At 66.3% G+C, this 25,472-nt stretch carries 36 protein-coding genes and 1 pseudogene; 4 read left to right on the top strand and 33 right to left on the bottom strand.

What is annotated here, in order from left to right:
• Positions 1–9 precede the first annotated feature (9 nt).
• From pseF to BM272_RS01130, 20 genes are all read right to left on the bottom strand, one after another.
• Positions 10–705 (bottom strand): pseudaminic acid cytidylyltransferase, encoded by a 696-nt coding sequence (pseF, locus tag BM272_RS01220; protein WP_093426935.1) that lies wholly within the window; start codon positions 703–705, stop codon positions 10–12.
• Positions 702–1,859, bottom strand: coding sequence for a UDP-4-amino-4,6-dideoxy-N-acetyl-beta-L-altrosamine transaminase (pseC, locus tag BM272_RS01215; protein ID WP_093426934.1), 1,158 nt, complete (start codon positions 1,857–1,859; stop codon positions 702–704). The genes pseF and pseC overlap by 4 nt, the downstream gene beginning before the upstream one ends.
• 10 nt (positions 1,860–1,869) lie before the next feature.
• A complete protein-coding gene (gene pseB / locus BM272_RS01210; protein WP_093426933.1) occupies positions 1,870–2,871 on the bottom strand; it encodes a UDP-N-acetylglucosamine 4,6-dehydratase (inverting) in 1,002 nt (333 codons plus the stop codon).
• Between the two features lie 41 nt (positions 2,872–2,912).
• The gene (locus BM272_RS01205) at positions 2,913–4,721 is read right to left on the bottom strand and encodes an ABC transporter ATP-binding protein (protein ID WP_205407718.1); all 1,809 of its coding nucleotides are present in this window, start codon (positions 4,719–4,721) and stop codon (positions 2,913–2,915) included.
• Positions 4,722–4,748: 27 nt separating this feature from the next.
• Complete coding sequence (tviB, locus tag BM272_RS01200; protein ID WP_093426932.1) at positions 4,749–6,041, bottom strand: Vi polysaccharide biosynthesis UDP-N-acetylglucosamine C-6 dehydrogenase TviB; 1,293 nt, start codon at positions 6,039–6,041, stop codon at positions 4,749–4,751.
• 110 nt (positions 6,042–6,151) lie between these two features.
• Entirely contained in the window at positions 6,152–6,481 is a 330-nt protein-coding gene (locus BM272_RS01195) for a MarR family EPS-associated transcriptional regulator (RefSeq protein WP_093426931.1), read from the bottom strand.
• A 147-nt stretch (positions 6,482–6,628) separates the two neighbouring features.
• Entirely contained in the window at positions 6,629–7,000 is a 372-nt protein-coding gene (locus BM272_RS01190) for a toxin-antitoxin system HicB family antitoxin (RefSeq protein WP_240307968.1), read from the bottom strand.
• A 132-nt stretch (positions 7,001–7,132) separates the two neighbouring features.
• Positions 7,133–7,258 (bottom strand): winged helix-turn-helix transcriptional regulator, encoded by a 126-nt coding sequence (locus BM272_RS13485; RefSeq protein ID WP_143613084.1) that lies wholly within the window; start codon positions 7,256–7,258, stop codon positions 7,133–7,135.
• Between the two features lie 26 nt (positions 7,259–7,284).
• Positions 7,285–7,485: a hypothetical protein gene (locus tag BM272_RS01185; RefSeq protein ID WP_093426929.1), complete on the bottom strand. Its 201-nt coding sequence runs from the start codon at positions 7,483–7,485 to the stop codon at positions 7,285–7,287.
• 115 nt (positions 7,486–7,600) lie between these two features.
• On the bottom strand, positions 7,601–8,077 hold the full coding sequence (locus BM272_RS01180) for a hypothetical protein (RefSeq protein ID WP_093426928.1): 477 nt from the start codon (positions 8,075–8,077) through the stop codon (positions 7,601–7,603).
• Complete coding sequence (locus BM272_RS01175; protein ID WP_093426927.1) at positions 8,074–8,622, bottom strand: type II TA system antitoxin MqsA family protein; 549 nt, start codon at positions 8,620–8,622, stop codon at positions 8,074–8,076. Before BM272_RS01175 ends, BM272_RS01180 begins: the two co-directional genes overlap by 4 nt.
• A gap of 5 nt (positions 8,623–8,627) precedes the next feature.
• Positions 8,628–8,876, bottom strand: coding sequence for a DUF4258 domain-containing protein (locus tag BM272_RS01170; RefSeq protein ID WP_093427422.1), 249 nt, complete (start codon positions 8,874–8,876; stop codon positions 8,628–8,630).
• Positions 8,877–8,957: 81 nt separating this feature from the next.
• Positions 8,958–9,173, bottom strand: coding sequence for a hypothetical protein (locus BM272_RS01165; protein WP_093426926.1), 216 nt, complete (start codon positions 9,171–9,173; stop codon positions 8,958–8,960).
• Positions 9,174–9,223: 50 nt separating this feature from the next.
• Positions 9,224–10,138 (bottom strand): DUF2235 domain-containing protein, encoded by a 915-nt coding sequence (locus tag BM272_RS01160; RefSeq protein ID WP_093426925.1) that lies wholly within the window; start codon positions 10,136–10,138, stop codon positions 9,224–9,226.
• A gap of 48 nt (positions 10,139–10,186) precedes the next feature.
• Positions 10,187–10,438: a type II toxin-antitoxin system ParD family antitoxin gene (locus BM272_RS01155; protein WP_093426924.1), complete on the bottom strand. Its 252-nt coding sequence runs from the start codon at positions 10,436–10,438 to the stop codon at positions 10,187–10,189.
• Positions 10,439–10,672: 234 nt separating this feature from the next.
• Positions 10,673–10,984: a protein-export chaperone SecB gene (locus tag BM272_RS13735; protein ID WP_159432980.1), complete on the bottom strand. Its 312-nt coding sequence runs from the start codon at positions 10,982–10,984 to the stop codon at positions 10,673–10,675.
• Between the two features lie 88 nt (positions 10,985–11,072).
• Entirely contained in the window at positions 11,073–11,351 is a 279-nt protein-coding gene (locus BM272_RS01145; RefSeq protein WP_093426922.1) for a helix-turn-helix domain-containing protein, read from the bottom strand.
• A gap of 122 nt (positions 11,352–11,473) precedes the next feature.
• Positions 11,474–11,728, bottom strand: a complete 255-nt coding sequence (locus tag BM272_RS01140; protein ID WP_093426921.1) for a type II toxin-antitoxin system Phd/YefM family antitoxin — start codon at positions 11,726–11,728, stop codon at positions 11,474–11,476.
• A 70-nt stretch (positions 11,729–11,798) separates the two neighbouring features.
• The gene (locus tag BM272_RS13930) at positions 11,799–11,972 is read right to left on the bottom strand and encodes an AbrB/MazE/SpoVT family DNA-binding domain-containing protein (protein ID WP_093427421.1); all 174 of its coding nucleotides are present in this window, start codon (positions 11,970–11,972) and stop codon (positions 11,799–11,801) included.
• 45 nt (positions 11,973–12,017) lie between these two features.
• Positions 12,018–12,263: a DUF6364 family protein gene (locus BM272_RS01130; protein WP_093427420.1), complete on the bottom strand. Its 246-nt coding sequence runs from the start codon at positions 12,261–12,263 to the stop codon at positions 12,018–12,020.
• A 130-nt stretch (positions 12,264–12,393) separates the two neighbouring features.
• Here BM272_RS01130 and rfaH point away from each other — a divergent pair, with 130 nt between their 5' ends.
• Positions 12,394–12,918, top strand: a complete 525-nt coding sequence (gene rfaH / locus BM272_RS01125) for a transcription/translation regulatory transformer protein RfaH (protein ID WP_093426920.1) — start codon at positions 12,394–12,396, stop codon at positions 12,916–12,918.
• Here the strand turns inward: rfaH and BM272_RS14220 are convergent.
• A complete protein-coding gene (locus BM272_RS14220; protein WP_093426919.1) occupies positions 12,872–13,120 on the bottom strand; it encodes a type II toxin-antitoxin system RelE/ParE family toxin in 249 nt (82 codons plus the stop codon). The two genes, rfaH and BM272_RS14220, sit on opposite strands and share 47 nt — an antisense overlap.
• 2 nt (positions 13,121–13,122) lie before the next feature.
• Complete coding sequence (locus BM272_RS01115; RefSeq protein WP_093426918.1) at positions 13,123–13,398, bottom strand: CopG family ribbon-helix-helix protein; 276 nt, start codon at positions 13,396–13,398, stop codon at positions 13,123–13,125.
• 117 nt (positions 13,399–13,515) lie between these two features.
• On the opposite strand from BM272_RS01115, the gene BM272_RS01110 reads away from it, so the two are divergent.
• Positions 13,516–14,577, top strand: a complete 1,062-nt coding sequence (locus BM272_RS01110) for an ERCC4 domain-containing protein (protein WP_093426917.1) — start codon at positions 13,516–13,518, stop codon at positions 14,575–14,577.
• Positions 14,578–14,628: 51 nt separating this feature from the next.
• Here BM272_RS01110 and BM272_RS01105 read toward each other — a convergent pair.
• From BM272_RS01105 to BM272_RS01085, 5 genes and pseudogenes are all read right to left on the bottom strand, one after another.
• Positions 14,629–14,772 (bottom strand): annotated as a pseudogene (locus BM272_RS01105) (AbrB/MazE/SpoVT family DNA-binding domain-containing protein); the annotation flags it as partial.
• 38 nt (positions 14,773–14,810) lie between these two features.
• Positions 14,811–15,098 carry a DUF2442 domain-containing protein gene (locus BM272_RS01100; RefSeq protein WP_093426916.1) on the bottom strand — a complete coding sequence of 96 codons (288 nt, stop codon included), beginning with the start codon at positions 15,096–15,098 and terminating at the stop codon, positions 14,811–14,813.
• Positions 15,099–15,247: 149 nt separating this feature from the next.
• Positions 15,248–15,595, bottom strand: coding sequence for a type II toxin-antitoxin system PemK/MazF family toxin (locus tag BM272_RS01095; protein ID WP_093426915.1), 348 nt, complete (start codon positions 15,593–15,595; stop codon positions 15,248–15,250).
• Positions 15,585–15,803, bottom strand: coding sequence for a DUF2281 domain-containing protein (locus tag BM272_RS01090; RefSeq protein WP_093426914.1), 219 nt, complete (start codon positions 15,801–15,803; stop codon positions 15,585–15,587). Before BM272_RS01090 ends, BM272_RS01095 begins: the two co-directional genes overlap by 11 nt.
• An 82-nt stretch (positions 15,804–15,885) precedes the next feature.
• Positions 15,886–16,992 (bottom strand): AAA family ATPase, encoded by a 1,107-nt coding sequence (locus BM272_RS01085; RefSeq protein WP_093426913.1) that lies wholly within the window; start codon positions 16,990–16,992, stop codon positions 15,886–15,888.
• A gap of 167 nt (positions 16,993–17,159) precedes the next feature.
• Between BM272_RS01085 and BM272_RS01080 the strand changes: the two genes are divergently transcribed.
• The gene (locus BM272_RS01080) at positions 17,160–17,465 is read left to right on the top strand and encodes a hypothetical protein (protein ID WP_093426912.1); all 306 of its coding nucleotides are present in this window, start codon (positions 17,160–17,162) and stop codon (positions 17,463–17,465) included.
• Between the two features lie 22 nt (positions 17,466–17,487).
• Here BM272_RS01080 and BM272_RS13730 read toward each other — a convergent pair whose 3' ends face one another.
• From BM272_RS13730 to BM272_RS01055, 6 genes are all read right to left on the bottom strand, one after another.
• On the bottom strand, positions 17,488–17,652 hold the full coding sequence (locus BM272_RS13730; RefSeq protein ID WP_159432979.1) for a hypothetical protein: 165 nt from the start codon (positions 17,650–17,652) through the stop codon (positions 17,488–17,490).
• Between the two features lie 76 nt (positions 17,653–17,728).
• Positions 17,729–19,159 (bottom strand): mannose-1-phosphate guanylyltransferase/mannose-6-phosphate isomerase, encoded by a 1,431-nt coding sequence (locus BM272_RS01075; RefSeq protein WP_399348686.1) that lies wholly within the window; start codon positions 19,157–19,159, stop codon positions 17,729–17,731.
• Positions 19,160–19,345: 186 nt separating this feature from the next.
• Positions 19,346–20,692 (bottom strand): RNA-guided endonuclease IscB, encoded by a 1,347-nt coding sequence (iscB, locus tag BM272_RS01070; protein ID WP_093426910.1) that lies wholly within the window; start codon positions 20,690–20,692, stop codon positions 19,346–19,348.
• A gap of 374 nt (positions 20,693–21,066) precedes the next feature.
• Positions 21,067–23,139 carry a bifunctional sulfate adenylyltransferase/adenylylsulfate kinase gene (locus tag BM272_RS01065; protein WP_205407717.1) on the bottom strand — a complete coding sequence of 691 codons (2,073 nt, stop codon included), beginning with the start codon at positions 23,137–23,139 and terminating at the stop codon, positions 21,067–21,069.
• Between the two features lie 104 nt (positions 23,140–23,243).
• The gene (locus tag BM272_RS01060; protein WP_205407716.1) at positions 23,244–23,432 is read right to left on the bottom strand and encodes a type II toxin-antitoxin system HicA family toxin; all 189 of its coding nucleotides are present in this window, start codon (positions 23,430–23,432) and stop codon (positions 23,244–23,246) included.
• A 28-nt stretch (positions 23,433–23,460) separates the two neighbouring features.
• Positions 23,461–23,688 (bottom strand): type II toxin-antitoxin system HicB family antitoxin, encoded by a 228-nt coding sequence (locus BM272_RS01055; protein WP_093426907.1) that lies wholly within the window; start codon positions 23,686–23,688, stop codon positions 23,461–23,463.
• A gap of 117 nt (positions 23,689–23,805) precedes the next feature.
• Between BM272_RS01055 and BM272_RS01050 the strand changes: the two genes are divergently transcribed.
• Positions 23,806–25,470, top strand: coding sequence for an ABC-ATPase domain-containing protein (locus tag BM272_RS01050; protein ID WP_093426906.1), 1,665 nt, complete (start codon positions 23,806–23,808; stop codon positions 25,468–25,470).
• The last annotated feature ends 2 nt before the right edge of the window (positions 25,471–25,472 follow it).

The following is a 25,472-nucleotide window of genomic DNA, read 5'->3' as shown; positions in this document are numbered from 1 at the left end:
TCTTTGCTCCTATTTTTTAGAGATTCCTAATGAATTCATTATCAATTCAGCTCTTTTCCAATCGTCTTCACTATCGATATCTTGGACGCGCCAGCGTGGCAAGTGTAGCGGGCGGCTGCGCGGGCCAAACAGCGGGGCCTGCTCAAGCCAAGCGGCCGGCCGGCCCCAGTAGAACTGCCCGGCGTCATGCAGGGCCTCCGGGAGGTCCTGGGAGCGCGCCGTGAACTGATCGGGAAAGAACATCTCCACGCCCCCCTCCGGCGTCTCCCGGAAGGCGCGGAAAATGGGCGAGGGGTACTCGGTGGCGGTAAAGCAGTAATCCCAGTCGCCTTCACCGAGCTGTTCGAGACCGGTCCGGATATCCTCCGAGCGGACGAACGGGGCCGTCGCGTAGAGACAACAGACCGCCTCAAGCGGCCATCCCTGCGCTTGCGCCCACTCCGTAGCATGGGCAATCACCTCCATGGTGCCGGCGTGATCGTCCGCGAGACTCGCAGGGCGCCGGAACGGCACTTCCGCTCCCCAGGCCTCACCGACTTCGGATATTTCGTCGTCATCCGTCGAGACGATGATCCGGTCGAAGACACCGCTTTCACGAGCCGCATCAATCGAACGGGCAATCATGGGCTTACCGCAGAAGGGACGTATGTTCTTGCGCGGGATCCGCTTGCTCCCGCCGCGCGCGGGGATAACGGCGATCTTCACTGGAGAACCCCTCGTAGTTCTGACAGGACGTATTCCTGATCTGGCTCTTCGAGCGCGGGATAGAGCGGCAGACTGAGGGCCGTGGCATAGTACTTCTCGGCCACCGGATAATCCCCTTCCCGGAACCCCATCGCCTGGTACTGGGGCTGGGTATGAACGGGGATGTAGTGCACGTTCACCCCGATGCCAGCTTCCCAAAGGGACCTGAAGACCTCCTCGCGGTCATTGGGGCCGGCCCCCTCACCCAAGCAGATAACGTAGAGGTGCCAGGCCGATTCCGCGTCCGGATCCTGCCAGGGTCGGGTCACGGGCAGTGAATCGAGCTCCCGATTGTATCGGGCGACCAGCTCCCGTCGCCGCGCGATGAACGCATCCAGCCGGCCCAGCTGGCTGATACCCAGTGCAGCCTGCATCTCCGTCATCCGGTAGTTGAAGCCCAGCTCGATCTGCTGGTAGTACCACGGGCCATCCGGTTCGTGGGTCATCTGCGCCGGATCGCGGGTGATGCCGTGGGAGCGCAGGCGCGTCATGCGCTCGGCAAGTGCGGGCTCGTTGGTCACGGCCATGCCGCCCTCGCCGGTGGTGATGATCTTCACCGGGTGGAAGCTGAAAACGGTGATATCGCTATAGCGACCACAGCCCACGGGTTCGCCGTGGTAGCGCCCGCCGATGGCGTGGGAGGCGTCCTCAATGATGCGAAAACCGTACCGCTCACTCAGCGCATGGATGGCGGCCATGTCACAGGATTGGCCAGCGAAGTGGACGGGCACCACGACCTTGGGCAGCCGCCCTTCACGTTCGGCCACGGCCAGCTTATCGGCCAGCGCCTCGTGGCTCATGTTGTAGGTGCGCGGGTCGATGTCGACGAAGTCGACCCGGGCGCCACAGTACAGCCCGCAGTTGGCCGAGGCGACGAAAGTAATGGGGCTGGTCCAGAGCCAATCGCCGGGGCCCAGGTCCAAGGCAAGGCAGGCGATGTGCAGGGCCGAGGTGGCGCTGTTGGTGGCGACACCGTGCGCTGCGCCCACTTTTTCCGCTACCGCCTGCTCGAAGCGCGGCACCACTGGGCCCTGCGTCAGGAAGTCGGAGCGCAGGACATCGACAACGGCCTGGATGTCGTCTTCGATGACTTCTTGGCGTCCGTACGGAATCACAGGGTCAGCCCTACTGCTTCGCGATCTCGTTGAAGGCGCGGATCCCCTCGATGTCGAGGAAATCGGGATTGTCGCCCGAATTGTACTCGAAGCCCTGCGTCACGGGCGCCCCCTTCTCGCCCAGGGCGTTCGGGGAGAAGGTGTTGTCGCGCGAGGCGAAAGTGATAGTGGGACGGATGACGAAGTGGTCATCGAACTCCAGCGTAAGGTGGGAGTCGTCCGCCGGGCACATGACCTCGTGCAGCTTCTCGCCCGGGCGAATGCCGACGACGGCCTGTTTCAGGTCCGGCGCCATGGCCGCAGCCAAGTCGGTGATCCGAACCGACGGGATCTTCGGGACGAAGATCTCCCCGCCGCGCATGCGCTCGAAGTTCTTCAGCACGAAGTCCACACCCTGCTGCAGGGTGATCCAGAAACGGGTCATGTCCGCGTGAGTAATAGGCAGCTCGGTGGCGCCATCACGAATAAGCTTCTCGAAGAACGGCACCACAGAGCCACGCGAGCCGACCACGTTTCCATAGCGAACCACTGAGAAGGTCGTCTCGTGACCGCCGGCGACATTGTTGGCAGCGACGAAGAGCTTATCAGACGAAAGCTTGGTGGCGCCGTAGAGGTTGATGGGGTTGGTGGCCTTATCCGTCGAGAGCGCGATGACCTTGCGGACTTCGTTGTCCAGCGCAGCGCGGATCACGTTCTCCGCCCCGTGGATATTGGTCTTCACGCACTCCATGGGGTTGTATTCCGCGGCCGGGACCTGCTTGAGGGCAGCGGCATGGATTACGTAGTCGACACCGCGCATCGCCTGGATCAGGCGGTCCGCATCGCGCACGTCGCCGAGGAAATAGCGCATGCAGGGGTCATCATACTCCTGGGCCATCTCGAACTGCTTGAGTTCGTCGCGGGAGAAGATAATGAGCTTCTTCGGACTGTAGCGCTCAAGAATGGTCTGGACATAGCGCTTACCGAAGGAGCCGGTTCCTCCGGTTATCAGGATGGTTTTGTCGTTGAACATGGGTTTTCCATCTGGCTTGAGGGGACAGGCCCCGAGGTGACTCAGTGGGTGGCCATAGCGCGAAAGTTTTCGTGACTCTCGACCAGTTCGTCGTAGGTACCCTGGGCTTCCAGTTCACCGTGGTTCAGTACATAGATCCGATCGCACTCACGTACAGTGCTGAGCCGGTGGGCAATCATGATGATGGTCTTGCGGTGGCCAAGGTTGTGCACCGCATCCATCACCGCCTTTTCGGTCAGGTTGTCTAGGGCGCTGGTGGCCTCGTCCAGCACTAGCACTTCCGGGTCGTGGTAGAGGGCGCGGGCGATGCCGATGCGCTGGCGCTGGCCGCCGGAGAGACGCACACCGCGCTCTCCCACCAGGGTTTCGTACCCCTGCGGCATCTCACTGACCACGAAATCGTGCAGCTCGGCGATGCGCGCGGCGCGCTCAACGGCGGTTAGGTCGATCTGCTCCGGCGATACGCCGAAGGCGATGTTGGCCGCCACGGTGTCGTCGGTGAGGAAGATGCTCTGGGGTACGTAGCCGATGTTGCGCTGCCAGGCGCGCAGGCCTTCTCCGTTGACCGGCTGGCCATCGACCTTCAGGTGGCCCTGTTGCGGCTCCAGCAGGCCAAGGATGAGATCGACCGCGGTGGTCTTGCCGGCGCCGGTGCTGCCCACGAGGCCGACGGTCGTGCGCGCCGGGATGATAAGGCTGAGGTTATTCAGCGCGGGCTGTTCGGCCTCCGGGTAGGCATAGACAATCCCGTCCAGCTCGATACTCTCCTTCAGCGGCAGCACCTCGTCGGTCTCGGCGCGCACCCTGGCGGTGGCGGAGGCACCGGCCTGCTCCGTTTCCACTAGGTCGCGGTGCAAAGCCTCCAAGGCGGGCTGGCCGAAACGCAGTTTGGCGAGGGCGCCGTAGACCTGTTGCAGGGCCGGCATCAGCCGCATACCGGCAAAGGCGTAAAGCGCGATGACGGGAAGTACGTTGGCGAGTTCGCCCCCTTCTGCCGCCAGCAGGACGAGTAGCAGGACGATCATGCCGCCCAGAACCAGCCCCTGCAGAGCGAACTGCGGCACCTGATTGATGATCTGGTTCGTGGCCTGCACCCGGGCAAAGCGGCTAGCCGGGCCGGCGAAGCCACGAATGTAGCCATTCTCGAGCCCAAGCACCTTGACGTCCTTGATACCGCCCAATGCTTCCTGGGCGATCTGGAAACGCTCCTGATTCGCCTTAACCCGCTCGATGCCGAGGCGCCCGATATAGCGGCGCAGAACACCGTAGATGAGACTGTAAGCACCGCCCAGGACCAGTACAGCGACCACGGCTACCACCGGGTTGACCGCCACCACCAGTGCCACGAGAAAGATTGCGACAATACCGTGGGCCATGAGATTCATGGCGGGCATCAACGCATTGCCGATGACCTGGCCAACCTCGGAGAGAACCGACTTGCCGAGATCGGAACTGTGGCGGTTAAGGAAGAAGCTGTAGGGCTGCCCGAGATACCCACGCAGCAGTCGGCTACTCAGGGTGTAGTTGCGCATGTGGGTGAAACGCGCCATGGCCCAGTTGGTCAACGCCTTGAAGGCTAGACTGCCGACCACCAGCACGAAGACACCACCACCGAGGAAGAGCAGGAAGGCATCGGTGCTGGTAAAGCCGAGGCTGGTGTAAACAGCATTGAGATATTCGTTGGTCTCCACCACCCCCGGATTCGAGACAACGGAGATGAACGGCATCACTGAGGCGATACCGACAGCCTCCAACAGGCCCATGACCAGCATCATGCCGAACAGCAGCACAGCATTACGGCGCTCCCGGGCATCCAGAAGGTCGCGGAGTTTGCGGTAGATCTTAATCATTCAAACCTTTTACAGAGGTGTCGCCTTTCACAGGCGGAGGGTGGCACTGCCGGCTGGTAGCGTCGATTTCACGTCGAACAGGACGGCATTCTCCCGCCCCAGCTCGCGGATGGCCTCCGGGCCCATCTCCAGGAATTCCCGGTGGGGCACGGCGAGGACGATGGCGTCGAAGGTGCCGGGGGCCGGTACGGTGGTCTCCGGGGTGATGCCGTATTCGTGCTCGGCCTCCTGCGGGTCCACCCACGGGTCCCAGACGGTGACCTGGGCGTTGTAGTCGGTGAGGTCTTCGATGATGTCCACCACGCGGGTGTTGCGCAGGTCGGGGCAGTTCTCCTTGAAGGTGAGCCCCATGACCAGGACCCGGGAGCCCACCACGGGGAAGCCGGTCTTGACCATGCGCTTGACCAGGCGGTCCGCGATGTAGGGGCCCATGCCGTCATTGATGCGGCGGCCGGCGAGAACCATCTCCGGGTGGTGGCCGATGGCCTGGGCCTTGTGGGTGAGGTAGTAGGGGTCCACGCCGATGCAGTGGCCGCCCACCAGGCCGGGCCGGAAGGGGAGGAAGTTCCACTTGGTGCCGGCGGCCTTGAGGACCTCTTCGGTATCGATGCCCAGGCGGTTGAAGATGATCGCCAGCTCGTTGACCAGGGCGATGTTCACGTCCCGCTGGGTGTTCTCGATGACCTTGGCCGCCTCGGCCACGGCGATGGAGCTGGCCTTGTGGGTGCCGGCGGTGACCACGGAGGCGTAGAGGCCATCCACATAATCGGCCACGGCGGGGGTGGAGCCGGCGGTGACCTTGGTAATGGTGGTGAAGCGGTGCTCCTTGTCCCCGGGATTGATGCGCTCGGGGCTGTAGCCGGCGAAGAGGTCCTGGTTGTAGGTGAGGCCGGAGGTGCGCTCGAGCACGGGGATGCAGGCCTCTTCGGTGGCGCCGGGGTAGACGGTGGACTCGTAGATGACCACGTCCCCGGCGGCCAGGCGCGGGCCCACGGTCTCGCTGGCGCGGATGAGCGGGGTGAGGTCCGGGGTCTTGTACTCGTCCACCGGGGTGGGGACGGTGACGATGAAGGTGTTGCAGTCGGCCAGGGCGGCGGGGTCGTCGGTCACCGTGAGGCCGGTGGCCGCGGCCAGCTCGGCCGGCTCCACCTCCCGGGTGGAGTCGCGGCCGGCGCGCAGCTCGGCCACGCGGGCGGCGTTGACGTCGAAGCCCACCACGTCGAGGTGGCGACCGAACTCGGCAGCCAGCGGCAGGCCGACGTAGCCGAGGCCGATGACGGCCAGGCGCGGTTGTTCCGGGGGGGTGAAGGGGTCGGTCACGAGTCTTCCTTAATCGTTGTTCTTTAGTTGTTTTGCTTCTGGGGCTTCGTTCTCGAGGTTCCGGACTGGCGCTGCGCGCCATCCGGAACGACGGGGGTTGGAGCCGGAGGTTACTCCCCGCCCTGCTCCACTTCCTGCTTCAGCGCCTCGATCTCGGCGTGCAGGCGCTCGTACTCCGCCTGCTTGGTGCGGAGGTAGCGCAGGGCCAGGCGCGCCTTCTCGTTCATGCCCTGGGGCGTGAGGTAGTAGGCGTAGGCGAGCTTGTTGTCGCTGCGGCGGAAGTTGCCGGCCTTGACCCAGCCGCGCTCGATGAGCGCCTTGAGGCTGTAGTGGGTCTTGCCCACGGACACACCCAGCTCCTCGGCCAGTTGCCGATGGCTGGCCTCGGGGTCGGCCTCGAGGCGCTTCATGAGCTGGTAGTGGAATTCGTCGGAGGGCATGGGGCTGGGGCTCCGGGCACGCTACCGCCAGGACGGTGCGCACTCTTTTCTAAGCGCCGTCCGGCCGGTGGCCCTGTCATGGAGCGGGGTATTGGACCACGGGTTCAATCGTTGAACAAGATTGGGAGCTGACCGGGTGGGCGGGAGCTAGGACTCGGGGGTCCCTGCTCCGTACGGCGCGTTTTGGCAATAGCTCAGCACGGTCACGATGTGCTGGTTGAGGCTGACCCCTTCGTCCTCCGCCAGATGGGCCAACGCTCGGTGGAGCGTCTTTGGCACCCTGAGCGTGATACGGCCGCTGAAGTCGTCCGCCGGCGGCTGTGGCCCGGGCATGGCCCGTCCCTGCTCGGCCAGTGCTTCTGCCGTTGTTTCGATGGTGTCGATGGCGAGTTCGTAAGCCTCTTCGAATGTGTCGGCATACTCGACGACATCCGGCAGCTCTCTCACGCGCGCCTCGAAACAGGGCTCACCCTCTTCGATGACACGGCGCACCGTGATCCCGTAATCCTGGGCATTCATGACGTACCTCCCTTCAGCCAGGCCCGCAGCTCGTCCTCACGTTCCTTGTAACTTTCCATATACCCCTCCATGGCTCGTGACCCTGTCATTCTCGAGGACGTGGAATCCCGGGAAGGGGGCTCAGGGGGCGGTTCAGGGCCAGGTGTAGTGGGTCTTGCCCACCGACACACCCAGCTCCTCGGTCAGTTGCCGATGGCTGGCCTCGGGGTCAGCCTCGAGGCGCTCCATGAGCTGGTAGTGGAATTCGTCGGTGGGCATGGGGATGGCTCTGGGCACGCAGCCGTTCAGGACCCTTCCCCGGGACTACTCCCCTGGTCCCAGGGGAGATCGATGCCGAGGCGCACAGTACGACCATTGCGGTAGACGACGGCGTATTGCCCGAGTCGGCGCTTGCGCTCGAGCGCCTTGTCCACGGCGTTTTCCAGAGCGCGCTGGATGGAGGCCGTGCTCGTCAGGTCCTCACGCTCGTCTTTGGGTTCGATCATGTCTCTCTCTTTTCTAAGCGCCGTCCGGCCGGTGGCCCTGTCATGGAGCGGGGTATTGGACCGCGGGTTCAATCGTTGAACAAGATTGGGGGCTGACCGGGCGGGCGGGAAGTGCTTAGGAAGGATTTTCCACAACCGGTGGCGGCGTCGTGGGAAGAAGCACACGTCCGGCGAGGGTCTGGGAGGTGACGATATCCGCCATCTGACGCAACTGCAGCCAGATCCCCGGGATCGCGGTATGGCTGATGAATTGCCGCCGTTCCTCTGCCGGCGGCAGATGCTCCTCGCCCGAGAGCTGGTAATCCGCTCGGTAGGCCAAGGACGCTTCGAAAACGGTCTCGCCCTCACCTTCCCCGGAGCTCGGCTCCGCGTCGGCCGGCAGGCCGTGCAGTGTGAGCTCAAGGTGCAGATGCAGATGCGGACTACCGGGGGCACTCTCGTCAGTAGCGTGCAGACGGACCGTCAGCATGCCGGGCCCCTCCTCGGGAACGGGGGCGTTGCCACGGTCATACCGAAGGCCATCAAGGTAGACGTCGACCAGTTCGGCCCGGGATGTCCACGCGGGCGGTGTAACGGATTGGTTCTCGGTCATTTCCGTCCTCGCACCATCTTCCATGCGGACTGCGTACCGCCAAAGCGGTAGTGGGTTTCCATCCAGAATTCGCCATCAGGGCCCGTAGCCAGGTCAATCTCGACATGGTCAATGCCGCCTTCCGGGAGGCTGCCCAGCAGGCGATCCATATCCATCCATTTGTATCCCAGTGCGGCCAGCGTCCAGGTGCGCAGGAGGCGGTCCGCACTCTGGCTGAGTGAGACGTGCCCATGTTCCCAGCGGGAGATGGTGACCGCGTGAACATTGATGCGCCGTGCCAGTTCGGTAGCGGTCAGCCCCAGCTCCCGCCGCAGCAGGGCGAATTCATTGCCCTCCAGAACGCGGTTGAGAGCACAGAGCCGATCCCGGATCTGTCGGGCTACGCGGCCGTAGTGTGGGATGGTAATCGCCTCGTCGCCGCACTCCCGACAGCGCGTAACCGGCGTATTGAGGAGATAGACCGAGCGCACGCCGAACTCCGTCGCATGATGCGTGACGGTGTCCCGTTCGACCTCGGTGGATCCGCAGATCATGCACTGTTCCATGGCATTCACTCCGAACGAGTAACGGTTACGATAACCAGCTTCCTGGGCGCGGGGATCGCTGTGACCACGGCCGTGCGCCCCCACTGGTCGACATGGGAGACCCGGTAGCGCCAACTACCATTCTCATGGCGGACCTGGTCCACACTGCCTTCTCGAAGCACGTGGTCCACCCAGTCTGCAGGGACTTGCCGCTCCTCCATACGCTGTCGGGCGTGTCCAGTAAAAACACGCGTAGCGCTGGCATCCTGTGCCATTTCACGGATCAGGCTGGTGGCAGCGCCCTGTTCCAGCGGATGTTCTATACCTTCCTTGGTCATTGGAAACTTAACACACTGTTAATTCTTCCGCACTTCCTGAGAAGCCCGGTCCGGCTTACAGTCCCGCTCATAGTGCTGCACCGCTTCCTTGAGGTAGTCTCCGGTCGCCTTCCAGTGCTGGCCGATGCGCTGCCTTGCCGTTCCCTTGGGCATGTACTCCGCGTACGCCCCGGTCGGCCGTATCTCCATGATGGAACCCATGGCCAGAACCACTCGCTTGACCGCCTTCCGCATGTTGGCTCCCTCCTTTCCTCGCCTAGCCTAGCAATGGAGCGGCGTTTCCCCTACTCCTGTACGTGCGGGGTGGCATCCACCCGGTACGCCTCGGGCAGGTCGGGTTCGTAGTCGGTCTGCTCCCGGCGCTGGAGGGCGCTGGCGTGGATGGCCGCGCCCTCGGGGATGGTGCGGGGGCTGGGGCCGCCGAAGAGGGCCTTGAGCGCCCGGCCCTGCCAGGTGTTCCAGGGTTGGTGGAGGCGGCCGGCGGGGTCCGGCGGCTGGCGCGGTTGCCCGTCCTCGCGCAGGTGCAGGCCGGCGGCGCGGGCCTGGTCCAGCATCCATTGCAGGGCGATCTCGGCCAGGCCGCGCTCGGGGTAGCCGCCGCCGACGTCGGCGTGGGCACCGGGGAACCAGACCTCTTCCCGGGTCTGGTGATCTGCCAGGGGCGGCTCGGTCCAGCGCAGGGGCTCGAACTTCGGTCGCTTCTCATCGATCGCCAGGGCATGGCGGAGATGGGTCGCGCTGGGGGTCGCGCCGGGAGTGGCGCGGGCGTCAAAGGTGCGCTGGCGGGTGAGATAGCCCAGGGAGGCGACGGTGTCCCACGCGCCCAGGAAGTGGACGGGGCGGCGCTCCGCCTCCAGCCGGCCGGCCAGGGCGCGGACGGCGTAGGCGCCGCGGCTGAAGCCGAATAGGAAGATCCGGTCCCCCTCGCGGTAGAGCTCGGTGAGAAAGCGATAGCCGTTGTCGATATTCCGGCGGAGGCCGTAGCCGAAGAGCAGGCCCAGGGCGCGGCCCACCGGCCCGCCCCGCCAGGGGGTGAGCACGGAGAAGGTACCCACGCCGGGCTCGTAGCGGCTGATCTGGGTGGCAGGGGCGTCCCGCAGGCGGCGATGGAGGTGGACGACGTTGGTCGCCGGGGCCTCGGCGATGTTACCGGTGCCGTCGCAGCAGAAGACGAGGTTGCGGGGGGCTGGTGGGGGCATGGGACGGCTTCCTTGCCGGGGATGACCTGTTTGTCCGTTTGTGGGGTCCTACTCAGCTCCAGGGGGCCTCTCCTGTCCCTCCCAGTCCTCGCGCAGCTCATCCATGCTCTGTTCGCCGGTTCCACTCTGCAGGCCCTCCGTGACCCGTTGCTGCATTTTCTCAATCTTTTCCGCCCGCTCCTGGTCGTGGCGGATGAGGTCCCGGACGTAATCGCTGGCATTGCTGTAACGACCCGTCTCCGCCTGCTCCTCCACCCACTCCTTCATCCGGTCTGGAAGCGATACATTCATTGTGGCCATGCCCTTACCTCCTTAGATTTATGGCAAAGGTTGCCATATAGCTTTCACGATAGGCCGGCCGAATGGGTCCGTAAAGGGATCGCTCGGCACTCCACCAACGATCGTCGACATAACCGGGTAGTCAGTCGGCGATGTTGCCGGTGCCGTCGCAGCAGAAGACGAGGTTGCGGGGGCTGGTGGGGCATGCGACGGCTTCCTTGCGGGGGGTTTCCGTTGTGCCCTCCGCAGGCCGTTCTATTCAACCGGCTCCGTGGTAAGGCGATTGAAGTTCATGGTGGGGAGCTGGACTGACCCCCAGGCACTTCGACCAGTGGCCATGAGTACGATCTCCCGGAGGGCGGAATAGAGCAGCGAAGCGCCGTTGACGGCGACCAGGTGTTCCACCCGATCATGCTCCAGACCTTCGTCCACGACGAACTGCCCCACCATCCGCAGGTCCAGTGCGTACGGCTGCTCATCCTCCGCGTCCGGGTCATCCTGCACGGTCAACGTGAGCTGATAGTGATGGGCATCCGACTCGTGGGCTGCCAGTTGGACGCGGGGCACCACGCGCAGCCCCGGGACTGGCTGCCCTGCCCCTGGCGGACGGTAATCGGGATTGGCCTGGATCGAGAGCGTCGTGAGGAAGGAGTCCTCAAACGGTATCTTCTTCCGCCTCGAGGTGGAGGACGAGGCGCCCATCCAGCGCCCGGGCCAACCGGACCATGGAGCGGACCGTGAAGTTGGCATCACCGCGCAGAACCTTGGTGATGTAGGCCGGGCTGCTCCCTAAACGGCGAGCGAGTTCGGCTTTGCTGATCGCTCGCCGCTGCATCAGTCGGTGCAGGTCTTCGGTAAACTCCTGGGTGGCACGGGCCATCCAGTGTTCATCCCCACTGCGGGACTCCTGAAATAGCGCTTTGAAGTCACTCATCGTGCCCGTCCTCTTCGATCTTCAGAGTGTGATCCGCACGCGCCTTCAAGTAGGCCTCCCGCCGTGTCGCTGCCTTGCGGATTTCGGCAGCGGGCGCCTGATGCGTATCATTAACTTTCAGGTTAAGGAGTGACAACCCCTTGGCCACCCCCATCATTGGGCTCTTCTCCCATTCGGTCGAAGTCGTCCGGCACCTCGATCTGCCCCTTGAGGAAGCCGATCCGGCGAGCCCGGTCCGGCTCAGGGGAGTCAAACTGGGTCAGACGGGCCACCGGCTTCCCGGCCCGGGCGATGATCACCGGCTCACCCTGGCTGACCTTGTCCAGGAGGCGCGCGAGATGGGTCTTAGCTTCGTCGATGTCGATGGTTTCTGTCATGAGATCCCCTAGCCTTTATCCGGGATAGTATACGCGCTGGTTGCGTTGCTCGCCCGCCATGGCCGGGTAATCAGTCGGCGATGCCGCCGTCCTCCCGGCGGACCTCTGTATCAATGCCCTTGAGGAAACCCCGCATCTCGCTCATTGCCCACTGCGGTATGAGTTCGATCCGGTCCTCGTAGACGACAACCTGGAACGGCTGTCCCGCATGCAGGTGCAGGGCCTCGCGTACCGCCCTGGGAATGAGGAAACCGCCGGTTGAGCCCCGACACCTGTAGGTCGAGGATGATCACTTGCCGTGCTTCTCGACAAGGTGATCCCGGTTGGCCTGCTCGGCATCCAGCTCAGGGGGCAAAAGGCCGGTGATCGCCTCCAGCTCGGCGCTCGGCGAATGCCGTTCCAGCGACCTGAGCTGGCGCAGGTGCCGAGCGATGACCTCGGTCATGCTGAGCCCGTGCGCCTTGGCATACGCCTTGGCGAACTCCACATCCTGCCTGGGCAGGCGAATGGTGATCCTGGTCGTTTCCTCGGCCATGAGAGCCTCGCCCATCGTCTCGCTACCCCGCTGACAGAATAGGGCACGGACCGCCCTCAACCAATGGATGCCGGTTCCAAGCCCTGCCCCCCCTGGGCGATAATGAGTAGAGAGAGTCAGGGAGGGAGCCATGAGCGAGGAGCCGGTTTTCGGCGGCGAGGGCTGGTATCTGGTCTACACCAAGCCCCAGGCGGAGGAGCAGGCGCGGGAGAACCTGACGCGTCAGGGCTACCGCACCTGGCTGCCCTTCGTACGCGAGCGCAAGCGGGTGAAGGGGCGCTACAAGACGGTGGTGGAGCCGCTCTTCCCGCGCTATCTCTTCGTGCGGCTCTCCGCGGGGCTGGAGGACTGGAGCCCCATCCGCTCCACCCTGGGGGTGAGCACGCTGGTGCGCTTCGGCACCTGGCCGGCGCGGGTGCCGGACGAGCTGGTGGAGGCCTTCCGCGCCACCATGGACGAGACCGGGATCTGCGACCTGGACGCCCCGCCGGTGGCCCCTGGCGACCGGATCCGGATCACCGAGGGGGTCATGGCCGGTTACGAGGGGATATGCCAGGCCCGCAACAGCGGCGAGCGGGTGACCATCATGCTCAACGCCGCCGGCCAGTTCACCTCCCTGATGCTGCCGGAGGGGCAGGTGCAGCGGGTGGAGTGAGGCGGTAATTCTCGTGCGGTATCCATTCCAGCGTGCCGGACACCTGGCCCGTGCGACCCATATCGGGATGGTCCTCGAGACGAGCAGTAGCACGGCTGAATCGCTCGTCCATATCGATAGCCGCGAGCGGATCATCCGCCGAGATGAATTCCCATATCTCGGCGCGGTCCCGTTGGGCCTCAGGCGTCCAGAAGACGATCACGTCTATTGCCGGGTCACCTTGTCACGAAGCGCACTGAATGAAGCCTCGACCTCTTCATTCGTCCGCCCCTGCCCTGTCCGCATGGAGGCGCGAGCGTTCTCGACCTTTTGACGTAGGTAGTCATCGTACTCGCGAGCCTGCCGCTGCTGCTCGACATAGCTCCGCATGAGTTCGCGCATGACCTGGGAAGCGGGCCGGTCCTCCCCCGCTGCAACAGCCATGAACTCATCGCGAAGATCGGCATCCAGCTTCATCGTGAAGACGGCGTCCTTCGACATACTATCTCCCAGCTCATCGGGCCTGTAGTACGAACGTAGTATAGACTTCGTCATTACATGGGCAACCGTGGCCTCCAGGGTTACGATCGGCCCCTTTCACCGGTTCAGGAAACGCCCTTGAGCACCTACTGGCGACTCCAGCGCACTGGCGACGACAAGTTCCCCTACCGGATCACTCTGGAGAGCGACGGCGAGGTGACCCTGGCGCTGCGGGCGAAGGACCGCTGGCCGGGGCCGCAGGGCAATGTCTTCTGTCTGCGGGAGCAGGAGCCGCCGGAGGGACCGGTGGAGGAGCTGGAGTACGTCCCGGTGACCTCGCTCAACCGCTTCGGCAAGAAACTGGCCGTGACCCTGGATCGCCGGCGTCAGCGCCGCTGCGACTTCCTCTTCCTCACCCGGGCGTACAAGAACAAGCCCGGCGAGTACGAGCAGATCTTCTTTCGCACCCAGGGGGCGGTGAAGGCGCACAAGACCCGGGGGCGGACCCAGCTCTTCGGGGACCACCCGGTCACGGCGCTCATCGACCGCGCCGAGCGCTATCCCTGGCGCTTCTCGGGGGCGGAGACTCGGCGGGAGCCGCTACCGGCCGGGGACTACGCCCTGGAGGTGGACGGCCGGATCCAGGCGCTGGTGGAGCGCAAGACCTTCGACAACCTCCTGAGTGATTTCGGCCAGATCCAGATCCTCCATCAACAGCTGGCCGAGCTGGCCACCTACCCCCATCCGGCCCTGGTGATCGAGGCGGAGTACGGCGACTTCCTGGATCCCAAGCGGGTGGCGCCGTGGCCCGCCACCCACACCGCCCGGCTCATCGCGGAGATCCAGGCCCTGCACCCCACCCTGCCGGTGATCTTCGCCGGCAACCGCAAGCAGGCCAACGAGTGGTGTCATGGCCTTTTCCGGGCGGTGGCGGCGCGGCTCGCCGAGCCGGCGCCGGAGGCGGTGGCCGAGGTGCAGGGACGGCATACCCGATCCGGAGGGGAAGGCGGCTGGGCGCTGACGGTGCGCCGGGAGGTGCTCCAGGAGCTGCCGGAGCGCTTTACCATGGCCATGCTGCGCAAGCGCTTCCCGGACCGGCAGGCCCGGGAGCTACGCAGCGTCCTCACGCGGATGCGCGATGAGGGGGTGCTGCAGCGTGAGGGGCAGGGGCGCGGGGCGGTGTGGGTGAAACGGACTTAACCCAGACTGGTTCGGCGAAGTATTCCAGCCACCCCGAGGAATCGACAACGTTCAAACGCGGTCCTCCTCCCGTGGGATGTCCGTATCGATACCCTTGAGGAAGCCCCGCATCTCGCTCATGGGCCGCTGCGGTATGAGTTCGATCCGGTCATCGTAGGTAATCACCCGGATCTGCTGGCCCGCACGCAGGTGCAGCGGATGGAGTGAGGTCCGATCGCGAGCGCCAGGTTCGACTACTCCACCGAAGCCGGTTCGGCCTCGTTTTCCGCTTGATCCCAGGCGTTTTTCCCGGTAGCCAGGGAATACAGCGCCTGCGGCGAGTAATCGAATCCGCAGGGCCAGGCCAGCGTTGGCCAGCCATCCAGGTAGAAGCTGAGAAACTCGGACGGATCCTTGAGCGGCTGCGCCGCTGCAAAGCGCTCGATGATGTCCGAGAAGTCCACAATGCCTTCTTCACCGTCGGAGAACCGCAGCCAGATCTTGTAGCCTTCGACGTGTTTCGCCTCATCAACGGCAATCATGTCCGCCTCCGTCAAACTAGCGGCTGCAGTTTGTGGAACTCTTTGGACTCACACATCTGCATTAGTTCGATGCGATGGCGGCCAATGCACCTCCCTGATGCTGCCGGAGGGGCAGGTACAGCGGATGGAGTGAGAGGCGACCTCTATCATCACACTACCGCGATGCGCTCACACCCCATCTGGTAGCAGAAGGCCTTGTGCACCCTCTTGAAGGTCACGTCCGTAAGCCTTCCGTACTCCTTCTGCACAAGGCTTGAATTGACGGTAAATGCCTTGTCCACGCGCACCCAGCTTCTCCGCGGCAAGCGACCTTCCTCAAGATCCGGTGTCTCAAGGACTTCGGCCGCTCCCTCTGTCTCCCGGGAGGTGACTGCCAGCACCAGGAAATCTTCCCGCTCATCCGGTGATGTAAGCACAAGGGCCGGTCTACGCTTCGAGGTACTCAGATCCGTGTAGGGGAAGGGAATGGCAACCAGCGAACCCGGCTCACCAGTCATCCCAGACCTCGTCCTCGGCATTATCCCAGACCGCTTCCATGGCCGGAATCTGCGCCTCTCGGTATGCCCTCGACTCGTCACTCTCCTGGTAGCGACTCTCCAGGTAACCGATGAAATCCAGTACTTCCTTGCGTAGGTCGGGCGGCAATAACCGCGCCTGCTGATAGATGGCTTCAGCGGAGTTTTCCGCCTCGTTGGGCGTACTCATGATCGAGGTCTCCCGGCTCCGGTGACTCTTCTACCCGTCTATTCTGGCTGCCTGGAGCCTGCTAAGCCAGAAAAGGCCGGGTTCACCCCTCCCCTTCCGCGCTGTAATCCCCCAGCCACTGCTCCAGCTCGTCCTCGCCGACACGGCGGAAGTGGCTGTGGCGGCCCTGGCGCTCGGCGATGAGGATATCCTCCGCCTCGAAGGTGGCCAGCAGGTCCGGGGACTGGGTGGCCATGAGGATCTGGCAGTCCCGGGAGGCGGTGGCGGCCAGGTCGGCAATGCGGTCCAGGGCGCCGGGGTGCAGGCCCAGCTCCGGCTCGTCGATGATCACCACGCCGGGCAGCCACTCCGCCGGCTGGCAGAGCAGCGCCACCAGGGCCATGGCGCGGAGCATGCCGTCGCTGGCCTGGTGGGCGGCGAAGAGGGTGTCGGCCCCCTGCTCCCGCCACTTGAGCATGATGGCGCCGCTGGCCTCGGGCTCCAGCTCGAAGTCGTCGAAAAACGGCAGGATGGTGCGCAGGTTGGCGATGACCTCGCGGTAGTGGGCGGGGTGCTCGCCGGCCATGCGCAGGAGGAAGGCGGCCAGGTTGGCGCCGTCCTCGCGCAGGTAGTGGTTGTCGTGGGCCGGGCAGTACTGCCGGATCCGCGCCTGGGGCGAGGTGTCGTGGAACTGGAAGACCTTGCATCGCCCCAGCAGGCCGTGGATGACCCGGGCGGTGCGGTTGCCCTCTTCACCGATGCGCTGGATCTGCGGCTCCGTGCGACCGGCGGCCTCGATCTGGAACCACTTGCGCTCCTCCGGCGGGTGGTCTTCCGGGAGGTAGCGGAAGCGCTCCTCGGCGAAGACCAGCCGGTCCGGCGCGGCGTGGAAGAGGCGGAAGGCGTACTCGTTGGCCCCCTTCTCGGTGCGCAGGACCAGCTCGGCGGAGAGCTGCGGCGTGGCCGCCGGGCCATCGGTGAGCAGGGCCGAGGCGCCGCCGGTGCGGCCCACGTACTCCTGCAGCCGCGGCTCCCGGGTCATCATGTGGCTGAGCATGCGGAAGAAGCCCACCAGGTTGGACTTGCCGGAGCCGTTGGGCCCGATGAGGACGTTGATGGGCCGCAGCTCCAGCTCCGCCTCGCCGATGGAGCGGAAGCCCGCCAGGCGCAGACGGGTGATCCGGGGATGGGGGCCGCTCTCTTCGCTCATGCTCGGTGTCCGTTGGGGAAAGCGGTCATTATCACCCCGCTGGGCGCGCCGTGAGAACCCGGTCGCTGCCAGGCACGCATCTGCTATCGCTATGTCCCATGACAGATAACTTCCCGGCGTCCATCATTCGGACTAAAAGGCCACGCGACGGTATCTCAGGAGGTAATATGAGCGAGCCAAACCTGGATCAGGAAGAGCAGGCCTTGCTGGAGGCCTTCGAGAACGAGGAACTACAGTCCGATCTGGACGAAGATCGTCGGCGTTCTCTGGCCGCGGACGCTGAAGCGACCTTCCGCAAGGACCGGCGTATCAACATCCGGCTGTCCAGCCGCGATCTGAATGCTCTCCAGCGCCGGGCGCTGGAGGAAGGGCTCCCCTATCAGACCCTGGTGGCGAGCATCCTTCACAAATACGTCTCGGGGGGCTTAAAGGACCTGTCGGCCGAAAAACCCGTTCCTCAGCACGAGGAATGAGGATGTTCAGCTCTCATCCCGGTTAACAGTCCCAGCTCTCGCGTTCATCTGACAGGCCCGCATCAATGGCTTCCTTGCTACGGCCAGCGGATGCCGACTTGGCAGCCATCAGCCTGTCCCACAAGGCGCTCTCCGCCTCCCGGTTCTGCACCAGTTCCTGATGGACTTGCTTCTGGCTATCCATCATCACCCTCCGGCACTCCGTATGTTCCCGATAATAGCACCCCATCTACCGGTCGGCCTGTACACTCCGATAACCTTCTTCAGCCGGGAAGCCCCGCTTCCAGCCGGATGATGTCGTCCTCGTCCAGGTAGCTGCCGGTCTGGGTCTCCACCACCTCCAGGGGGTCGGGGCCGGGATTCTCCAGCCGGTGCGTGGCGCCCACGGGGATGTAGGTGGACTGGTCCTCGCCCAGGTCGAAGGTCGCGCCGTCCAGGTGGACGCGGGCGGTTCCGTGGACCACGGTCCAGTGCTCGGCGCGGTGGTGGTGGCGCTGGAGGGACAGCGCGGCCCCCGGCCGGACCTCCAGCCGCTTGACCCGGAAGCGCTCCCCGGCCGCCAGGGTCTCGGCCCGGCCCCAGGGGCGGTGGACCCGCGGGTGGTGGTCGGCCTCGGGGCGCCCCTCCGCTCGGAGCCCGGCCACGATGGCCGCGGCCTCCTCGGCCCGCGCCCGGGGGGCCACCAGCACGGCGTCGGCGGTCTCGGCCACCACCAGCCCTTCGATGCCGATGGCGGCCACCAGGCGGCTCTCGGCGTGGACCCGGCTCCCCCGGCAGTCCCGGAGCCGGGTGTCGCCGGTGGCGACATTGTCCGCCCCATCCGGTTGATTGAGCCCCGTCAGGGCCTCCCAGGAGCCGATGTCGCCCCAGCCGGCGGACCACGGCCCTTCCAGCGGGATCATCCGGGCCCGGTCGGTGCGCTCCATGAGGGCACGGTCCACCGAGGCCGTGGGGCCATCGCGGAAGGCACCCTCCTCGGGCCGCAGGAAGCCGAAATCGGCCCGGGAACCGGCCATGGCGGCGCGGCAGGCGCGGGCCACCGCCGGGGCGTGGCGGTCCAGCTCGACGAGATAGGCGCTGGCGCGGAAGGCGAAGATCCCGCTGTTCCAGTACCAGCCGCCGGCCTCCACCAGGGCGGCGGCCGTGGCCGGGTCGGGCTTCTCCCGGAATTCGGCCACCGACCGCACCGCCCCGCCCTCATCCAGCCCGGGGCGGATATACCCGAAACCGGGCTCCGGCCGGGTGGGCGGGACGCCGAAGGTCACCAAGCCGCCCTCCGCCGCCGCTCGTCCCGCCGCTGGGACCGCGGCCCGGAAGCCGGCGGGATGGTCCATGCGATGGTCGGCGGGCAGGGCCAGGAGAACGGGATCCACCCCGTCTGCACGGGCGTGCAGGGCCGCCAGGGCGACAGCCGGGGCCGTGTTCCGCCCCTCCGGCTCCAGCAGGACGGCCGCGGCGGTAACCCCGATGGCCTCCAGCTGCTCGGCCACCAGGAAGCGGTGGGCGGCATTGCAGACGACAATCGGCGGGGCGGCATCCAGCCCCTCCAGTCGGCGCACCGTGGCCTGGAAGGGGCTCTGGGCCCCGTCCAGCCGCAGGAAGAGCTTGGGATGGTCCGCCCGGGAGAGCGGCCACAGCCGGGTGCCGGCACCGCCGGCGAGGATCACCGGCTGGAGGGCGGTGGTGTGCGCGATATCCGGGCCTCTATCTGAATCGCGATTCAAGCAACTTCGGAGCGCAGAAGCGGCCATGCCCCCTGCTTGGAGGCCTCGAGGATGACGACCTCGGACGCCGACAAGGAAGTCGGCGGACCCGCCGACCGATCGGCAAGCGTTGCGGCGCAGGAGGTCGTTCGCTGGGGGGTGTCTCGTCGCGGTCGGTCACAAGCCAGCGCCTTCGTAGTGGTAGCCATCGGCGGCCTGGAGGCGGGCCAGCCGGGCCGCCGTGGTCGTGAACTTCTGGCGGGTCGTGGCTACGTCCATTCGGCCATCGGCCCGGACGCCGGCCACGCGACCCACATGGCTTCCTCGATACTTCCCGGTGGGCACCACGGCCCGCACCCGGTCGCCGGTCTGCAGCCCCTGGACACGCTTCACGCGCCCGGCGGCCCCGCGAGGAAAGCCATAGCGGTCGGGCTTGGTGACCCGTCGCTGTCCTCGGCCGGTGGCCGTGATGGACAGGACCGGGGCGTTCGGATCCAGATGGACCGAGTCGCCGGCCGGGCCGACGCAGGCCGCATCGATCCAGTGGGCCTTGCGGTAGCCCTGACTACTCCGGTTGGCCTTGGTCCGGCCGCCGCTGGTGAAGGTCACGGGCAGGCCCAGGGTCTTTACGGCCCGGCCCACGGCATACCGGGAGGCATTCATGGCGGCGGCGTCCCGCAAGCTGGATGGCTTTCCGGCCTCGATGGCCGGGGCGGTCTTCGCCCGGGCCTGGTCGAACTTCGTTCTACCCAGGGCAACCGCCCACTCGCCGGGGGTGCGGTTCCCCTTGGCGGTGTTGCAGGTCTGGCAGGCGATGACGAGGTTGGCGACCCGGTTAGAGCCGCCCCGGGACCGGGGGTGGACATGTTCGACTTCAAGCACCGGGTCCCGACTCTCGCCCTGGCAGTAGGCGCAGGTGTGCCCGTGACGGTGGAGCAGGTATTCCCGCAGCTCCCAACCCTGGAGGGTGCCCTGCTGGTACTCCACCCCGGCCAGCGGTTTCCCCGCCGACAGGGCGTGGACATCGAAGCGGGTGGTCTCCACGACCACGGTGCTGACCGGCGCTCGACAGGCCAGCCGCTCGGCCCAGGTCCGGGTGTTGTCCACCCGGGACTGGAGCGAAGGCGGGAGCCATCCCTTGGGCCGGGCGCGGTTCTGGAGCCGTGGTGGCCGGTGCCGGGTCTTGCGGCTGCGCCGGCCCCGGCGGTACATCCGCCGGTCGGTGAGCCTTGACCGGATGCTCTGGCTCCGGTGGGTGAGCTCCGCTGCCCAGACGGCCCGGGCGCCCCGGCCGCCTTCGGCGACCAGGGCCACCCCGGTCGTCCTTGCCCCCGGGTCGAGGCGCAGACTCACCGGCTGGACGGCGGAGTCTTTCTGGTCCCGGTCGATCAGGCGGACCGTGAAAGGGACGCGCCGGACCACCTTCGCCCGACCCACTCGGAGGAGGCGTCTGGCCCGAGCCGGATGGCAGGGCATGAGGGGTGAGCCCTCTCGGCCCTGCACGAACACGCGCTGTTGCTGCATGGATGAGTTACCTCATCGTCTCGGCTCCAAAGAGCCGGTTCAGGCTTCCTCGCCCAGGGCCGACCGGGTTTTCGGCAGAGACCTTCGACCCTCACGGTCCTTCGGTCTCATGATCCCTGCCCGCAGGGTCCGGAGCTGGAAGAGCACCCCGGAGTGCCTATGTATTCCGATCGACCATAGCCCCTATCGGGACTCGGGCTGGTTGTGTCCGAGGGCTTCAACCGTCACGGAGGACGGGGGAAGCCCTCGTAGACCGCGACACAACTCCTGCGAACACTCACGGGCTATCGGCTTCTCCGAGAGATGCACCGTAAGGATGTCGTCGGCTTCATCGTAGGTGGTACGCATCACTGCTCTCTCCACTCAAAGAACTTTTAGCGGATAAAGCCCAGGCTCTCCAGCTTGAGGATGGCCTTGTGGGCCGCCTCGTCCGGGGTCATGGTCGCGGTGTCGATGCGCAGCTCCGGCTCTTCCGGCGCCTCGTAGGGGTCGGAGATCCCGGTGAACTCGGGGATCTCGCCGGTGCGGGCCTTGGCGTAGAGGCCCTTGCGGTCGCGCTGCTCGCAGACCTCCAGCGGCGTGGCCACGTGGACCTCCAGGAAGCCGCCCTCGGCCTCGATCATCCGCCGGACCTTCTGCCGCGTGGCGGCGTAGGGGGCGATGGGGGCGCAGATGGCGATGCCGCCGTTCTTGGTGATCTCCGAGGCCACGAAGCCGATCCGCTGGATGTTGAGATCGCGGTGCTCCTTGGAGAAGGTCAGCTCGCTGGAGAGGTTGCGGCGGACGATGTCGCCGTCCAGCAGGGTCACGGGGCGGTCGCCCATCTCCATGAGCTTGGCCTGGATGGCCCGGGCGACGGTGGACTTGCCGGAGCCGGAGAGGCCGGTGAAGAAGAGCGTGAGCCCCTGGCGGTGGCGCGGCGGGTAGGTCCGGCGCAGCTCCTTGACCACCTCGGGGTAGGAGAACCACTCGGGGATATCCACGCCCTCCTTGAGGCGGCGGCGCAGCTCGGTGCCGGAGAGGGAGAGGACGTTCTCGTCCTCGCCCACCTCGTCGGCGGGGAAGTACTGCCCGCGCTCCTCCACGAAGACCATCATCTGGAAGGGCACCATCTCGATGCCCAGCTCGTCGGCGTGGCGTGTCACCAGGTCCTGGGCGTCGTAGGCGCCGTAGAAGTCCTCGCCGGCGGAGTTCTTGCCCGGCCCGGCATGGTCGCGGCCGACGATGAGGTGGGTGCAGCCGTAGTTCTTGCGGATGATGGCGTGCCACAGCGCCTCGCGCGGGCCGCCCATGCGCATGGCCAGGGGCAGCAGCGCCAGGGCGGTGGTCTGCTCCGGGTAGCGCTCCAGCAGGTGTTCGTAGCAGCGCACCCGGGTGTAGTGGTCGATGTCGCCGGGCTTGGTCATGCCCACCACGGGGTGGATGAGGAGGTTGGCCTCCACCTGCTGCGCCGCCCGGTAGGTGAGCTCCTGGTGGGCGCGGTGCATGGGGTTGCGGGTCTGGAAGGCGACCACGCGGGACCAGCCCAGCTTCTGGAAGTGGGCGCGCATCTCCGCCGGGGTGTAGCGCAGGTGCTTGAAGTCGTAGTGGACCGGCGGCTCCACCCCGTAGACCGGGCCACCGAGATAGACCGGGCCGGCCTCGTCGTGGAGGTAGGCCACCGCCGGGTGGGCGCGGTCGTCGGCGCCGAAGATGGCCTCCGCCTCGCGGTCCTTGCGGGGGCGGTAGATGTCGTGGACATCCATCACCGCCACCGGGGCGCCCTCCTCGTCCCGCAGGGCGATGCGGTCGCCCTCGCTCAGCTTCTCGGCGAAAGCCTCGGACACGTCCAGGGTGATGGGCATGGGCCACAGGGTGCCGTCGGCCAGGCGCATGTCATCGCGCACCGTCTCGTAGTCGGCGCGGGTCATGAAGCCGATGAGCGGCGAGAAGGCGCCGGTGATGAGCAGCTCCAGGTCGCAGGCCTGCCGGTGGGTCAGCGTCCAGCCCGGGTAGTCCTGGGAGCCGCGCCGCTCGGTCTCGGCCGCCGCGTCGTCGAGCATGCGGTCCACCAGGGAGCCGCCGTGGGGAGCGATGAGGGAATGTGCCATGGTGCTTGCCGTCCGTGTGGGTAATCCGGTGAATGGGTCGGGGGAATCGGGTGCCTGGGACCAGAGGTCGTGGATCTCGGCGCGCAGGGCCTCGAACTCGGCGCGCTTGCGGCGGAGGAAGCCCAGCGTCTGCCGGCTCTTCTCCTGCCGCCCCTGCGGGGTCAGGCGGTAGCCGGCGGTGCCGGTGCGCCGGCGCGCGTCGCCGGCCTCCACCAGCCCCGCAGCCACCAGTTCGCGCAGGACGTTGTGGGTCTTGCCCACCGACAGCCCCACCTCTCCCGCCAGCTGCCGCTGGGTCAGCGCCGGCCGCTCGGCCAGCCGCACCAGGAGCTTGTAGGCGATCTCGTCCAGCGCCAAGGCCGATTCCCGTTGGTTACCAAGCAACCGGCCCCGGCTGTACCGGGGCCGTCGAGGGGGTATTGGAGCATATGTTCACGGCGTGAACAACAGAGTTCTTGCTATCAATCCTGCTCGAACTCGGCTCGGGGCAGCCCGGACTGTCGCACGATGGACTGCATCGTCCCGATCTTGAGTTCCTTGTGGTCCGGCACGGGGATGGTTGTCGTCCCTCCTTCGTCCTGTTTCTGCATGAGTACATGGCTTCCTCGCCGACGCACCTCCTCGAACCCGTGCTTGGCCAGGATCGCCATGACCTGTTTCCCCGACAGCGGCCTGAGCTTACCCAACAGCCACGCCTACGCTGGTCACGAAGATATCCTCGTGAAACCGCCCCCGGACCTCTTCTTCGGGAGCCCCCTCGAAAAACAGCTCCAGCGCCTCTCGCAGATTGGCTCGGGCAGACTCGATGCTCTCCCCCTGGCTGACGATATCGACTTCGGGACAGAATGCCACGTAGACGTCATCTTCTTTCTCGATCACTGCGGTTAGCTGCCTGTTAGTACTCATTCCGCTCTCTCTCCGGGCACGGTAAGACTCATCCGAACTCCGCCAGTATAGAGGGGCATCAGCGGCTGGAACAGCGAGTGCTTTCCGGCTGATATCCCTGAAGGTTACGGTGATCCCATGGGAAACAATCCGCACGAACTCGAGAACACGCTCCACCGCATCGACGGCAAGGGCTACAAGGCCTACAAGGACATCGCCGGCCGCCACGCCTTCGACCGCTTCACCCTGTCCATCGACCACGTCCAGGCGGATCCCTTTGCCGCCCCTTCCCGGGCGCGGGTCGTCGTACCGTGGGCGGTCGCCGGGTTGCCGGAACACGCCACGGCAACCCCGGTCCGTGCGCGCGCCGCGCGGGACTGGCTGGCGCGCAACTTCCGCCGGGCGGTGAGGGACGAGCGCGATCTCGCCATCGATGCCGGGGCACAGACGGTGCTGGACCGCACGGCCTGCCTTTTTACGGAGGCCGGGGTGGAGCTGCGCTTCACCGTCCACCTGCCGGCGGCGGGGCGCAAGATCCTGGGCCGCCAGGCGGCGACCCTGCTCACCGAGAAGCTCCCGGAGCGGGTGGCCACCGCCGTGGAGCCGGGCCAGCGGGACGAGGCGGCCCTTCGGGCCCACTGCGACGCGGTGGAGGACCAGGTGGCCCTGCGCGCGGCCCTGGCCGAGCGCGGCCTGGTGGCCTTCGTGGCCGAGGGCGCGGTGCTGCCGCGCGCCTCCGGGATCGATGACCGGCCGCTGCAGGGGGCCATCCCCTTCGAACCGCCGGAGAGCCTGGCGGTCACCCTGGCGGCACCGAACGCCGGGCCGGTGCGCGGCCTCGGGATCGCGAAGGGGATCACCCTGCTGGTGGGCGGCGGCTTCCACGGCAAGTCGACCCTGCTCAACGCCCTGAAGGTCGGGGTCTTCGACCACCGTCCCGGCGATGGCCGGGAACAAGTGGTCACCAACCCCGATGCCGCCTGCATCCGCGCCGAGGACGGTCGCGCGGTCACCGGCGTCGACCTCTCCCCCTTCATCCACGACCTGCCGCTGGACAAGCCCACCGAGGACTTCTCCACCGACCTGGCCTCCGGCTCCACCAGCCAGGCGGCGGCGGTCATGGAGGCGCTGGAGGCGGGCACCTCCACGCTCCTGGTGGACGAGGACACCTCCGCCACCAACTTCATGATCCGGGACCGGCGCATGCAGGCGCTGGTGGCCCCGGCCGATGAGCCCATCACCCCCTTCCTCGACCGGATCCGGGAGCTGCGCGACGTCCACGGCGTCTCCACCGTGCTGGTCATGGGCGGCTCCGGGGACTACCTGGACCACGCCGACACGGTGATCCAGATGCAGGCCTACCGGCCCCTGGACGCCACGGCGCGCGCCCGGCAGGTCACGGCGGACCACCCGGCCGGGGAGCGCGCCCTGCCCGACCGCCCGCTGACCCGGCCCACGCCGCGCCGGATCCGGGCCGACTCCCTGGATCCCCGGGAGCGCAAGGGCCGGGTCCGGATCAAGGTCCGGGACGACGACACCCTGAGCGTGGGAGAGCACACCCTGGATCTCTCGGCGGTGGAGCCCCTGGCGGACCGGGCCCAGCTGCGCGCCATCGGCCAGGTCCTGGCGCGCCTGGGCCAGCAGGGCGGGACCCTCGAGGCCGCCCCGGCGGCCATCGCCAAGTGGCTGGAGGCGGACTGGGAGGCGATCACGGAGCGCCCCGACGGCGACCTGGCCCGCCCGCGCCTGCAGGAAGTGGCTGCCGCCCTCTCCCGCCTGCGCGGCCTGGCCGTTGTTCGATGACG

Origin of the sequence: Thiohalospira halophila DSM 15071 (genome assembly GCF_900112605.1) — a bacterium.
Classification (GTDB): domain Bacteria; phylum Pseudomonadota; class Gammaproteobacteria; order Thiohalospirales; family Thiohalospiraceae; genus Thiohalospira; species Thiohalospira halophila.
Note: the sequence above shows the minus strand (reverse complement) of the source record. Positions and strands in the feature narration are given on the sequence as shown.